The 12,348-nt window shown below is 70.6% G+C and carries 11 protein-coding genes; 5 read left to right on the top strand and 6 right to left on the bottom strand.

The window, feature by feature from the left end; genetic code table 11:
• Positions 1–1,371 carry an extracellular solute-binding protein gene (locus tag ACFY0T_RS36480; protein ID WP_388880742.1) on the bottom strand — a complete coding sequence of 457 codons (1,371 nt, stop codon included), beginning with the start codon at positions 1,369–1,371 and terminating at the stop codon, positions 1–3.
• Positions 1,372–1,636: 265 nt separating this feature from the next.
• Between ACFY0T_RS36480 and ACFY0T_RS36475 the strand changes: the two genes are divergently transcribed.
• Positions 1,637–2,059 carry a hypothetical protein gene (locus ACFY0T_RS36475; protein WP_388880739.1) on the top strand — a complete coding sequence of 141 codons (423 nt, stop codon included), beginning with the start codon at positions 1,637–1,639 and terminating at the stop codon, positions 2,057–2,059.
• Positions 2,060–2,090: 31 nt separating this feature from the next.
• On the opposite strand, the gene ACFY0T_RS36470 is transcribed toward ACFY0T_RS36475, so the two are convergent.
• Both ACFY0T_RS36470 and ACFY0T_RS36465 read right to left on the bottom strand, forming a co-directional pair.
• The gene (locus ACFY0T_RS36470) at positions 2,091–2,774 is read right to left on the bottom strand and encodes a response regulator (protein WP_388880736.1); all 684 of its coding nucleotides are present in this window, start codon (positions 2,772–2,774) and stop codon (positions 2,091–2,093) included.
• Entirely contained in the window at positions 2,771–4,492 is a 1,722-nt protein-coding gene (locus tag ACFY0T_RS36465; protein WP_388880733.1) for an ATP-binding protein, read from the bottom strand. The genes ACFY0T_RS36470 and ACFY0T_RS36465 overlap by 4 nt, the downstream gene beginning before the upstream one ends.
• A 165-nt stretch (positions 4,493–4,657) precedes the next feature.
• On the opposite strand from ACFY0T_RS36465, the gene ACFY0T_RS36460 reads away from it, so the two are divergent.
• Positions 4,658–6,070 (top strand): cation:dicarboxylate symporter family transporter, encoded by a 1,413-nt coding sequence (locus ACFY0T_RS36460; protein WP_388880730.1) that lies wholly within the window; start codon positions 4,658–4,660, stop codon positions 6,068–6,070.
• 205 nt (positions 6,071–6,275) lie between these two features.
• On the opposite strand, the gene ACFY0T_RS36455 is transcribed toward ACFY0T_RS36460, so the two are convergent.
• On the bottom strand, positions 6,276–6,893 hold the full coding sequence (locus ACFY0T_RS36455) for a TetR/AcrR family transcriptional regulator (RefSeq protein WP_388880727.1): 618 nt from the start codon (positions 6,891–6,893) through the stop codon (positions 6,276–6,278).
• A gap of 154 nt (positions 6,894–7,047) precedes the next feature.
• Here ACFY0T_RS36455 and ACFY0T_RS36450 point away from each other — a divergent pair, with 154 nt between their 5' ends.
• Positions 7,048–8,790, top strand: coding sequence for an MFS transporter (locus ACFY0T_RS36450; RefSeq protein WP_388881151.1), 1,743 nt, complete (start codon positions 7,048–7,050; stop codon positions 8,788–8,790).
• A gap of 110 nt (positions 8,791–8,900) precedes the next feature.
• A complete protein-coding gene (locus ACFY0T_RS36445) occupies positions 8,901–9,674 on the top strand; it encodes a DUF2127 domain-containing protein (protein WP_388880724.1) in 774 nt (257 codons plus the stop codon).
• 108 nt (positions 9,675–9,782) lie between these two features.
• On the opposite strand, the gene ACFY0T_RS36440 is transcribed toward ACFY0T_RS36445, so the two are convergent.
• On the bottom strand, positions 9,783–10,223 hold the full coding sequence (locus ACFY0T_RS36440) for a MarR family winged helix-turn-helix transcriptional regulator (RefSeq protein ID WP_388880721.1): 441 nt from the start codon (positions 10,221–10,223) through the stop codon (positions 9,783–9,785).
• Positions 10,224–10,316: 93 nt separating this feature from the next.
• On the opposite strand from ACFY0T_RS36440, the gene ACFY0T_RS36435 reads away from it, so the two are divergent.
• Complete coding sequence (locus ACFY0T_RS36435) at positions 10,317–11,033, top strand: maleylpyruvate isomerase family mycothiol-dependent enzyme (protein WP_388880718.1); 717 nt, start codon at positions 10,317–10,319, stop codon at positions 11,031–11,033.
• Between the two features lie 29 nt (positions 11,034–11,062).
• Here the strand turns inward: ACFY0T_RS36435 and ACFY0T_RS36430 are convergent, their stop codons facing one another.
• Positions 11,063–12,301: an AsnC family transcriptional regulator gene (locus ACFY0T_RS36430; protein ID WP_388880715.1), complete on the bottom strand. Its 1,239-nt coding sequence runs from the start codon at positions 12,299–12,301 to the stop codon at positions 11,063–11,065.
• Positions 12,302–12,348 lie beyond the last annotated feature (47 nt).

Below are 12,348 nucleotides of genomic sequence, written 5' to 3'. Positions count from 1 at the left end.
TCACTTCTTGATCACTTGGTTGTCGGTGGCCGTCTTCAGCTCCTCGTCATAGCCCCTCGCCGCCTTGTCGACCGAGCTGTCGCCCGTCGTCACGCCCTCCATGGCCTCCTGGATGGCGGTCGAGACCTTGGGGTACGCCGGGTACGCGGGCCGGTAGTGCGTGCTCGCCACCAGGTCCGTGAAGAACTTGATGCCGGGCTGCGCCTTCACATACGCGGGATCGGCGGCGACGTCCTTGCGTACCGCGATGCCGGAGTTGGCGATGTACCACTTCTGGGCGTTGGCCTTGGTCTGCATCGTCTCGATGAACTTGAACGCCAGGTCGGCGTTGGCGGCTTTGGCGGGGATCGCCCAGGTCCAGCCGCCCGACATGCTCACCTTGCCGGGGGCCTGGCCGTGCTGGGTGGGCATGTAGGCGAGGCCGAGTTTCTGGGACCACTCGGGCCATTCGTGGCCGGCGCCCTTCAGCCAGTCCTGCGGGAGCCAGCTGCCGTCGAGGTTGATGGCGAGCTTGCCCTTGGGGAGGAGCTCACCGCGGACCCTCGTCTGGATGTTGGGGTCGAGGGCGTCGGCGACATCGAGGCCGAGCTTCTCCTTGTAGACCGTCTCGACGAACGTGAGGGCGTCCTTGAAGCCCTGGCTTCCGGCGATCCACTTCTTCGTGGCGGTGTCGTACAGGGGGTCCGTCGTCCCGTCGCCCGTCCCGTACAGCAGCATCTCGAAGCCCTGCATGGTGGCGGCCTCGCCGGCGGGCTTGCCCGTGTAGACGTTCAAGGGCGTGACGCCCGGGACCTTCGCCTTCACCGTGCGCGCCGCCGCGAGCACGTCGTCCCAGGTCTTCGGCTGCCAATCACTCGGCAGGCCCGCCTTCTTGAAGATGTCCTTGTCGAACCAGAGCCCCCGGGTGTCCGTCCCGTCCGGGACGCCGTACGTCTTCCCGTCCTGGGCCTTGGCGGCCGACTTCGCCGTGTCGATGAACTGGTCCCAGTCCTGCCACTTGTCGAGGTACGGGTCGAGGGGCTTCAAGTACCCACTGGTGATATCCGAGTTGATGAGGAACGTGTCCTCGTAGACCAGATCGGGCGCCGTCTTCGGCGACCTGAGCATCTGCTGGAGTTTCGTGTAGTACTCGGAGTCCGGGGCCTTGATCGGGACGAGCTCGACCTTCTTCCCCGGGTTCGCTTTCTCGAACTGCTTCTTCATCTCGCCCAGGTAGGTGTCCATCACCCTGACCGAGTTGTCCGTCGACTGTTTGAAGGAGATCTTCACGGTGTCCGGATCACTCCCGGATCCCGATCCACAGGCGGTGAGCGCGGTGGCGGTGAGCAGCGTTGCGAGGAGAAGTGGGGCGGCGGTGGGGCGCACGGGCACGACCTCCTACTGGCCGACGTCATGGGTGGCCGAGATGTCTGCCCGGTGAACGTAAGGGGGCCGCTGGAGCAGGGTCAATGGCTGTGCAACGGTGCAAGTCACCAACGTGACAACGTTGTTGTCCGCGTGCGGTGGCCGGGGTCGCCGTACCGCGGTGAGGTGGTCCCGAGGTCGTGGTGTACGCGCAACCCTTTACGGGGGCTGTGGGTCCACCTGATACGAGTTGGCGCCCATTGCTCCGTTTCGTATGTCTGGGGGAGACGTCATGTCGGACGACAGGGAGCGCGGGTTCGTCGAGGGTGTGCGCCGGTTCTTCTGGTTGCCGCGGGAGGTCCCGCGAGGTCCCGCGCCGGCCCTGCCGCTGGCGCGCGTGGGGATCTTCAACGTCGCCGCGGGGGCGGGTATCGCCGCTCTCGGGTGGGGTGACCAGGTGGTGCTGATCATGCTGGGCTCGGTGTTCGCGATGGTCGACGACATGATCGAGGGCGTGCGGCACCGGTGGCCGGGCTTCGTCGTCGGCCTGGCGGCCGCGTGGGGTGCCGACAGGCTCGTGCGGGCCGGGACCTCCGCTCCCGCCGATCCCGACTGGGCCGACTATCCCGCGTTCGCCACCGCGAGCCTGGTCGCCCTCGTCGCCTTCGCGGCGATCACCCGCCTGCCCGGCCGCCAGGGGGCCGCGCTGGGTTGAGCAGGCCGGCTCGCCGGGTTGATCAGGCCGGCTATCCCTTCACCCACCGGTACTGCAACTCCGGCCGCCCCACCTGCCCGTACTGCGGAGCGCGCGCCGCCCGCCCCGCGTCCACCAGGTGTTCCAGGTACCGCCGGGCCGTGATCCGGGAGATGCCGACCGCCTCGGCGACCCCGGCCGCGGTCAGGCCCTCGGCGCAGTCCCGGAGGGCGACGGTGACGCGTTCGAGGGTCGGTGCGCTCAGGCCCTTGGGCAGGGCCGCCGGGCCCGGGGCGCGCAGGGTGGCCAGGGCGCGGTCCACCTCGTCCTGGCCGCTCGCCTCGCCCACCGCCGCGTGGAACTCGGCGTAGCGCACGAGCCGGTCCCGCAGCGTCGCGAAGGTGAACGGCTTCAGGACGTACTGGACGACCCCGAGCGACACCCCTTCCCGTACGACCGCCAGGTCCCGCGCGGACGTCACCGCGATCACGTCCGCGTGATAGCCGGCGGCCCGCAGGGAGCGGGCGAGCTGCAGTCCGTGCACGTCCGGCAGGTGCAGGTCGAGCAGGAGCAGGTCCACCGGCGTGCGGTCCAGCGCGCGGCGCGCCTCCGCACCCGTGTGCGCCTTGCCGACCGCCGTGAAGCCGGGCACCCGGCCGACATACATGACGTGCGCGTCGGCGGCGACCGGGTCGTCCTCGACGACGAGTACGCGGATGGGCTCGGGATCGGTCATACGTCGCCTCCAGGCAAGGCGGGCTCAGCGGGCGGCTCGGACGGGCTGGGCTTCGGCTCCGGCCGGGCGGGGGACGCGCCGGGTCCGCGCTCGGCGACGGCCTCCTCCGGGGTGGCCGGGGACACGGTAGGCAATGGCAGCCGCACCTCGAACTCCGCCCCGCCCCCGGCTGCCTCCCGCACCGTGAGCGAGCCCTCGTGGCGGCTCACGGCCTGCCGTACGAGTGCCAGGCCGAGGCCGCGGCCGCCGGGGCCCGCCGGTTTGGTGGACCAGCCGCGTTGGAAGACCTGTTCGGCGTGGGCCGGGTCCACGCCGGCGCCGGTGTCGGCGACCCGCAGTACCAGGACGGACTCGTCCGTGAACGCCGTCACCGTGACCCGCGCGCGCACCGTCCCCTGCGCCGCGTCCACCGCGTTGTCGATGAGGTTGCCGAGGACGGTGACCAGGTCGCGGGCGGAGAGGGAGGCCGGGAGGAGCCCGTCGTCGATGGCGCTGTCGTCGGAGACCACCAGCTCCACGCCCCGCTCGTTCGCCTGGGCCGCCTTGCCGAGGAGCAGCGCGGCGAGGACCGGTTCGCTGACCGCCGCGACCACCTGGTCGGTGAGCGCCTGCGCCAGCTCCAGCTCCGCCGTGGCGAAGTCGACGGCCTCCTCGGCGCGGCCCAGCTCGATCAGGGACACCACGGTGTGCAGCCGGTTCGCGGCCTCGTGCGCCTGCGAGCGCAGGGCCTGCGTGAAGCCGCGCTCCGAGTCCAACTCGCCCATCAGCGCCTGGAGTTCGGTCACATCGCGCAACGTCACCACCGTGCCCCGACGTTCGCCTCCCGAGACCGGGGAGGTGTTCACGACCAGGACGCGCGACGCCGTCAGGTGCACCTCGTCCACCCGTGGCTCCGCCGACAGCAGTGCGCCCGTCAGCGGTGCGGGCAGCCCGAGTTCGGCCACCGAGCGGCCGACCACCTCGTCGGTCACGCCGAGCAGCTCCCGCCCGCCGTCGTTCATCAGCGCCACCCGGAACTGCCCGTCCAGCATCAGCAGCCCCTCGCGTACGGCGTGCAGCGCGGCCTGGTGGTAGTCGTGCATACGGCTCAGCTCGGCCGCGTTCATGCCGTGGGTGGAGCGGCGCAGCCGGGCGTTGATGACGTAGGTGCCGATGCCGCCCAGCATCAGGGCGCCCGCCGCGACCCCGATGAGGGCCGTGACCTGGTCCTGGACGCGCTTGGTGATCGCCTCGACCTTGATGCCCGCGCTGACCAGACCGACGATGCGGCCGTTGTCGTAGATCGGGGTGACTGCACGCACGGACGCGCCGAGGCTGCCGGTGTACGTCTCCGTGAAGGTTTTGCCCGCCAAGGCGGGGCCGATGTGCCCGAGGAAGTGCTTGCCGATCAGGTTCTTGTCGGGGTGGGTCCAGCGGATGCCCTGCGGGTTCATGATCGTGACGAAGTCGACGCCGGTGTCCCGCTGCACCTGGAGAGCGTACGGCTGGAGGGTCTTCGTGGGGTTGGCGGTGCGGATCGCCTGGTGCACCGAGGGGGCGTCCGCGACCGAACGGGCGACGGCCACGGCCTGCCGGCCCGCCGCTTCCTCGGCTTGGCTGCGGTCGCTGACGTAGGTGAACAGCGCGTACCCGGCGACGAGGACCGCGATCAGCACGGCCTGCATGCCGAAGAGCTGGCCGGCCAGGCTGCGGGGTCGCGGGACGCGGGGGAAGCGCATGTCGTTCAGTCTGCCTCTCCTTGTAAGTGTGAACTAAATGAACGGAAGGGTGACCGCCCTCACAGGCCGGGAGATAGTCACCGCATCCCCCGGGAGCACCGCCTCCCGGATCTCCCCGGTCGTGAGCCGCACGCCGGGTTCCGCCGGTCGTGAGCCGCACGCCGGATGATGCCGACGACGTCGTCAAGGAGGGCAGCCGTGGCCAGCACACCGCAAACCGCACCTGCCGCACCCGCCGTGAAGCGGGACCGCACCCATTACCTGTACATCGCTGTCATCGTCGCGGTGGCGCTCGGTATCACCGTGGGACTGATCTGGCCCGACGCCGGGGTCGAGCTCAAGCCCCTGGGTACGGGCTTCGTGAACCTGATCAAGATGATGATCTCGCCGATCATCTTCTGCACGATCGTGCTCGGTATCGGATCGGTCCGGAAGGCCGCCAAGGTCGGTGCCGTCGGCGGTATCGCGCTCGGCTACTTCACGGTGATGTCGCTCGTCGCGCTCACCATCGGTCTCGTCGTCGGCAACATCCTGCACCCGGGTGACGGGATGCACCTGACCGAGGCGATCAAGGCGTCCGGGCACGACCAGGTGTCCGCCGACGCGCTGCCGCCGGTCGACTTCGTGCTGTCGATCATCCCGGTGACCTTCGTCTCCGCCTTCACCGAGGGCCAGGTGCTGCAGACCCTGCTCGTGGCGCTGCTCGCCGGGTTCGCGCTGCAGGCGATGGGGCCGGTCGGCCAGCCGATCCTGCGCGGTGTCGAGCACATCCAGCGGCTCGTCTTCCGCATCCTCGCCATGGTGATGTGGGCCGCTCCGATCGGTGCCTTCGGTGCCATCGCCGCGGTGGTCGGTTCGGCCGGTCTGGACGCGCTGAAGAGCCTTGCCGTGCTGATGCTCGGCTTCTACGCGACCTGTTTCCTGTTCGTCTTCATCGTGCTCGCCGCGATGCTGCGCGCCTTCGCCGGGCTGAACATCTTCTCGCTGTTCAAGTACCTGGCCCGGGAGTTCCTGCTGATCCTGTCCACCTCGTCCTCCGAGTCCGCGCTGCCGCGGCTCATCGCGAAGATGGAGCACCTGGGCGTCAGCAAGCCGGTGGTCGGCATCACCGTCCCGACCGGCTACTCCTTCAACCTCGACGGCACGATGATCTACATGACCATGGCGTCGCTCTACATCGCCGACGCCATGGGCACCCCGATGTCCATCGGCGAGCAGATCCCGCTGCTGCTCTTCCTGCTCCTCGCCTCCAAGGGGGCGGCGGGGGTCAGCGGCGCCGGTCTGGCCACGCTGGCCGGTGGTCTGCAGTCGCACAAGCCCGCGCTGGTCGACGGCATCGGCCTGATCGTCGGCATCGACCGCTTCATGAGCGAGGCCCGCGCCCTGACGAACTTCGCGGGCAACGCCGTGGCCACCGTCCTGATCGGCACCTGGACCAAGGAGATCGACAAGGAGCGGGTCGGGCACGTGCTCGCGGGGCGGCTGCCCTTCGACGAGAAGACCCTGCTGGACGACGACGAGACCGCCCCCGTGGATGTGCCCGAGCAGGGCGGCGAGAAGGAGCTTGCCAAGGCGTAAGTCTTGTAGGGGCGCCGTTCGGAAGCTGCGGGTCCGTCGTGGCTGGTCGCGCTGTTCCCCGCGCCCCTTACGGAGCGCCCCCTGGCCGGCGGGGCGCTCCCACCTGACCGGGCGTGCCCTCCTGAACAGGACGCGCCCCCCCGACGCCGAGCGGCTGGGTCCTCCCCCGTGGACCTGGCCGCTCGGCCCTTTTGGCGCCGCGGGCTCAGTCGGTCAGCTTGGTCACCAGTTCGGTGGCGCGCGAGGCGGGTACGCCCGCCGTGGTCAGCATGGTGATCACGGCGGAGCGGCCCGCCTCTTCGGGTGCCAGCAGGCCGTCGTTCACAGCCTCCATGAGGGCGAACAGCATCTGCTCGTGGACGTACGCCAGGGCCGGCGCCGGCAGCGGGGACTCGAACACGCCCTGGTCCAGGCCGCGTTGGAGTACCTCCGTGCAGGACTCGCGCACGGGCGTGAGCCGCTCGCGGATGCCCTGGACCGTGACGCTGCGCTGGGCGAGCGCGACCAGCAGCCGGTAGCGGTCGGCGACCTCCCACACGGCGAGAGTCGAGCGGCTCAGGGACTCCGCGGGGTCCTCGATGCCCTCCCGGCCCGCGGCATGCGCCGTCTCCACCGCCTCCGCGGCCCCTTCGAAGAGCGTCCCGATCAACGCCTCGCGGCTCGGGAAGTGCCCGTACACCGTGCGCCGTACGACGCCCGCGGCCCGTGCGATCTGGTCCATGGACGCGTCGGGGTCGCGCAGCAGCTCGGCGAGCGCGACGTCGAGGATGCGGCGGCGGTTCACATCCGCGCGGCTGGCGTTACCCGTGGTCATGGCTGCCATTCTGCACGCCCCGTGAGGTGATCGGCGCCCCACCACAAGGGCTCCACCTCCTTCATTTGCACAGTGCTGTGCAGTGGCCGTACATTGCACATCGTCGTGCAATTGCACGACGATGTGCAAATCGAGCGAGGAGGGGGCGACCGTACCCATGCGTCTGCGTCTCGTCATGAACGAACCGGTCGAGAGGATGGACCGGCCCTACGCCCGGCGCTGGTGGGCGCTGCTGGTGCTCTGCCTGAGCCTGCTGATCATCGTGATGGCGAACACCGCCCTCACGGTGGCGGCCCCCGACATGACCCAGGACCTGGGCCTGTCCAGCGCCGACCTGCAGTGGGTCATCGACGGCTACACCGTCCCGTATGCCGCGCTGATGCTGCTGCTCGGCGCGATCGGCGACAAGTACAGCCGGCGTGGCGCGCTCGTCCTCGGGCTCGTCGTGTTCGGGGGAGGCGCCGTCGCGGGTTCCCTCGTCGACAGCGCCACGGGGGTCATCGCGGCCCGTGCCGTCATGGGCTTCGGCGCCGCCCTGATCATGCCCGCGACGCTCTCCCTGCTCGCCGCGACCTTCCCGCGCGCGGAGCGGGCCAAGGCGATCACGCTGTGGACCGCCACGGCCGGGCTCGCGATCGCCGCCGGTCCGCTGGTCGCGGGCGCGCTCCTGGAGCACCACGGCTGGTCGTCCACGTTCCTGATCAACGTGCCCATCGCCGTGCTCGCCATCATCGGCGCCTTCGTCCTCGTACCGCCGTCCCGGGCCGCGCACCACAACCGCATCGATTACGTGGGTGGTCTGCTGTCCGTGGTCTGGATCGGCTCGCTGGTCTACATGATCATCGAGGGTCCGCACTTCGGCTGGGGCGTGAAGGCCGTGACCGCCGCGGTCGTCGCGGGCTTCGGCCTCGTGCTCTTCGTGGTGTGGGAACTGCGCCACCCGCGCCCGGTCATCGACGTACGCCGCTTCGCGAACCGCCGCTTCGCCGGCTCGAACCTCGCCGTCGCGCTCTTCTTCCTGGCCGTCTTCGGCGCCTTCTATTACCTCACCCAGCACCTCCAATTCGTCCTCGGATACGACGCGTTGGACACCGGAGTGCGCATGCTGCCCCTCGCTGGGGCCGTCTTCGCCGGCTCGGCGCTCACCGGCTACCTCACCCCGCGGATCGGCATGAAGATCACCGTCACCGCGGGCATGGTCGGCGGCACGGCGGCGCTCGCGTTGCTCACCCGGGTGGACGCGGCATCGTCGTACGGCGATTTCGTGCTGCCCCTCGTCATCCTGGGCCTCGCGATCGGCCTCGCGCTGTCGCCCTGCACGGACGCCATCATGGGCGCCTTCCCCGAGTCCGAACTGGGCGTCGGCGGCGCGGTCAACGACACGTCGCTGGAGCTCGGCGGCTCGCTCGGCATCGCCATCCTCGGCTCGGTGCTCGCGAGCTCGTACTCCTCGCACCTCTCGGACGCGACCGCGGGCAGCAAGCTCCCCGCGGGTGCCCTGTCCACGGCGCAGGACTCGGTGGGCGCGGGGTACGCCGTCGCCCAGGGCATCGGCGACAAGGCCCGGCAGCTCGGCGAGCAGGCCGCGCAGGCGAACAGCACCGAGCAGGCGGCGCAGTTGAAGGCGCAGGCCGACCAACTCGCCCACGGCGCCCGGCAGATGGCGGACGCGGTCGGCTCGTCCTTCGCGGACGCGGTCGCCCACACCAGCCTCGTCGGCGCGGTGATCCTGGGGGTGGGGACGGTGCTGGTGGCGGTGTTGCTGCCGCGCAAGGGCCGTACGGCGGAGGGCGGGTCCGGCGTCGAAGCCGAGGCCGAGTCCGAGTCCGGCGTCGCGGACGAGACCGGTGCGTCGGACGAGGCGGTGTCGGCCGAGCGCGAGCCCGTGAGCGGCGCGACGCGCTGAGCGCGCCCCGGAACCGTGACCCGTGGGCCACCGTCTCGTAGAACATGCACTACCGTGCCGTGCCGGACTGACCGGCACGGCACGGCTCGTTCTGCGGAGGACACGGGAGCATGAAGATCGACTGGGACCGGCGCACCTGCGCGCGGCGAGGGCATGTGACGTATGTGCCGGACGAGCCGGGGCTGCGGGTGCGGCTGCGTGCCGAGACGAGCCTCGGTGAGGCCTGGCGCTGTCTGCGCTGCGGCGACTTCGCGCTCGGCGAGCCGCACGGCTCGGGACCCGCGGACGAGGCCCCGCTCGTCCCGCGCGGCAAGGTGCTGCGCGATCTGTTCATCCTGCGCTTCCTGGCCGTCGAACGGGCCGTGCGCGGCGTGTTCATCGTGCTGGTCGCCGCCGCCGTGTGGAAGTTCAGCAACAGCCAGGACTCGGTGCGCCGGCTCTTCGACGAGTACCTCGATGTCTTCCGGCCGGTCTTCAAACACTTCCACTACGACCTCGACCACTCACCCGTGGTCGGCACCATCCAGAAGACCTTCGGCTACAAGCACTCCACCCTGGTGCTGGTGGCCGTGCTGCTCCTCGCGTACGCCCTGATCGAGCTCATCGAGGCGGGCGGCCTCTGGTACGCCAAGCGCTGGGCGGAGTACCTCACGGTCGTCGCCACCGCCGCGTTCCTCCCCCTGGAGATCTACGAACTCACCGAGCACATCAGCTGGTTGAAGATCGCCACGCTGGTCCTCAACATCCTCGCCGTGCTCTACATCGCCCTCACCAAGCGCCTGTTCGGGCTGCGCGGCGGCCGCAAGGCCTTCGACGAGGAGCGGCAGAGCGCGTCGCTGCTGGAGGTGGAGGAGTCGGCGGGCCTGGAGCCGTCTCACGCGTAGGCGGTTGGCGGGCCTGCAGCCGTCTCGTGCGTGACGATCGGCGGGCCTGGAGCCGTCCCACGTGTGGGCGGTCGGCGGGCTCGGCGCGTCTCACGCGTAGGGTCCGCCTCATGCGTACGGGTCGGTGATCTCCCGCAGCAGGGTCAGCGCCTGTCGCATCTGTGTCATCCGGCGTTTGCCGAGGTGGGCCTCCCACTCCTTCTCGACCTCGGCGACCACCGCGTCGGCGACCTCCTTGGCCGCCCAGGCCTTCTCCGTCCCGCACACCAGCCGGGCCCGTTTGTCCGTCGGGTCCGGCACGCGCTTCACATAACCCGCCTTCTCCAGCTGGTCGACCAGGAAGCCCGCGGTCTGCTTGGTGACCTGGGCCTGTTCGGCGAGGTCGGTCAGCCGCGTGCCGTTCGGGCCGATGCGCTGCATGACCCGGGCCTGGGCGGGCGTGAAGTCGTCGAAGCCGGCCTCCGCGAGCGCGGCGAAGACGCGGTTCTCCAGGGCCCGGTACGGGATGAACAGGAGCAGCCCCGTATTGAGCTCGCTCTCCGCCACCATGGTCGGCACTCTCCTTCTACGGCTTGACATTGGTCAGAGTCGCTGACTAATTTGGTCAGAGAAGCTTACCACTTTGAGTAGGTGGTGATCCCCGTGGGGCGCGTGACAGGTGTCGTACTGGGCGTGGACGAGTGCTGGCAGGTCATCGACCGCGAGCGGGCGAGCCTGGTGGATCTGCTGGAGGGCCTGCGCCCCGAGGAGTGGGAGAAGCCCACGCAGTGCGGCGACTGGCGGGTGCGGGACGTCGCCGCCCATCTGACGATCGCCGCGCGCGGCTCGTACGGGATGGTCGTACGGGAACTCGTGCGTGCCCGCGGCAACTTCGACCGCATGATCCACGACACCGGGGTCCACGAGGGACAGCGGCCCGTGACCGAGATCGTCGCGAACCTCCGCTCGATCATCGGCTCCCGCCGCCTCGCGCCCGGCACCACCCGCCGTGAACCGCTGCTCGACATCCTCGTGCACGGCCAGGACATCGCGCTGGCCCTCGGGCGGGAGCGCGAGATGCCCGTCGAGGCCGCCCGTGACGCCGCCGACCGGGTGTGGACCATGCGCTTCCCGCCCCGGCCCTGGCCCCTTCCACAGGGCCGGCTCGTCGCCACCGACGTGGAGTGGACGCGCGGCGAGGGGGAGGAGATCAGGGGGCCGATCGTGGCCCTGCTCCTGCTGCTGACCGGGCGCACGGCGGCGGCCGGGGCACGACTCGAAGGCATGACGCGGGCGCCGCGCCGGACGTGGTCGACCGGCCAGTGCTGGCTGGGAGGCGAACCGCCCCCCGCCGACAAGGCCGAAGCGGTGGGTGATTGAGCCCCACGGGCGCGCGAACCGTGCCCGCTTCAGCGGGCGGCCCGGCGCCCGGGGGAGGCGCCACGGGGGAGCGAAGCGGCGGGTCCGGCCAGCGGGCCCGCCGCTTTGACCGTACGGAGCACGGGGGCCGTTTCCAGCGTGCGGATCGCGTCGAGCGCTCCCAGGCGGCGGGTCAGGTAGTCGTGCAGGGCGGCCGGGTTCGGACACAGGGCCTGGGCGACCAGGTTGGTCGGGCCGGTGGTGGCCGCGACGAACGCCAACTCGTCGTGCCCGGCGAGGGTGTGGGCCACCGCGTCGAGATGGGCCGGGGCGACCGACATCCACAGCATGGCCCGCGCGGTCGCGCCCAGCAGGGTGTCGTTCATGTCGACGTCGAAGAACAGGGCCCCTGACGACCGCAGGTCGGCCAGGCGGCGGGCGACCGTCGCGGGGGACCAGCCGGTGGCCGCGGCGAGGTCGGCGAGGCTCGCACGACCATCGTGCGCGAGGGCGGTCAGCAGGGCGTGGTCGGTGCCGGCGAGCGGCCGTGGGCTGGGTGGCTCGCGTGTGTCTGGTCGTGAGCTGGTCGGCTCGCGTGTGCCTGGTCGTGAGCTGGCTGATTCGCGTGTTTCTGGCCGTGAGATGGGTGGCTCGCTCGTGCCTGGCCGTGAGCTGGCCGACTCGCGTGTGCCCGGCCGTGGGCCGGCCGAACCGCGTGTGCCCGAGTGTGGGCCGGCCGGCTGTCCTGTGCCCGACCGTGGAGGGGTCGACTCGCCTGTATTCGGCTCCAGTTGGCGCCGCTGTTGTTCGCTCAGGATGCCCGCCCTGCCGCGCCACGCGGTCGGGCCGCCGAGGTAGGTGTGCAGCAGGCAGTGCGCAGAGACGGCGGTGATCCCGGCCGTGCGCGGGATGTCATGGAGCAGCAGCGCGTGCCCGTCGGAGGCGTCGGCCGGTGTCTGGATCACGGCCAGGATCTCCGTACCGCCCGACGCCAGCCGTACCCACGACGTGTCCGAACGGCGGGCCAGGGCGTGTGCCAGGTCCTGCGCGGTGTGCGGCCCCGCGGTCAGCCGCACCAGCCACTGGGCGCGCCCCGCATGCAGCGGATCGGCCAGCCCGACCACCCGCAGCGACGCCTCCGCGCACAGCCGTCGGTAGCGCCGCGCCACGGTCTGCGTCGATACGCCGAGCACGGCACCGATCCGGCTGAAGGGCGCCCGCCCGTCGATGTGCAGCGCCTGCACCAGACCGCGGTCGATCTCGTCGAGCATGAACAGATCCCTCACCATGTGGGCGCCTGATGGAAGAAATCAACAGTCAGACCCCTGGAAGTGGA

The organism is Streptomyces sp. NPDC001530, from assembly GCF_042894545.1.
Taxonomy (GTDB): Bacteria; Actinomycetota; Actinomycetes; order Streptomycetales; family Streptomycetaceae; genus Streptomyces.
Note: the sequence above shows the minus strand (reverse complement) of the source record. Positions and strands in the feature narration are given on the sequence as shown.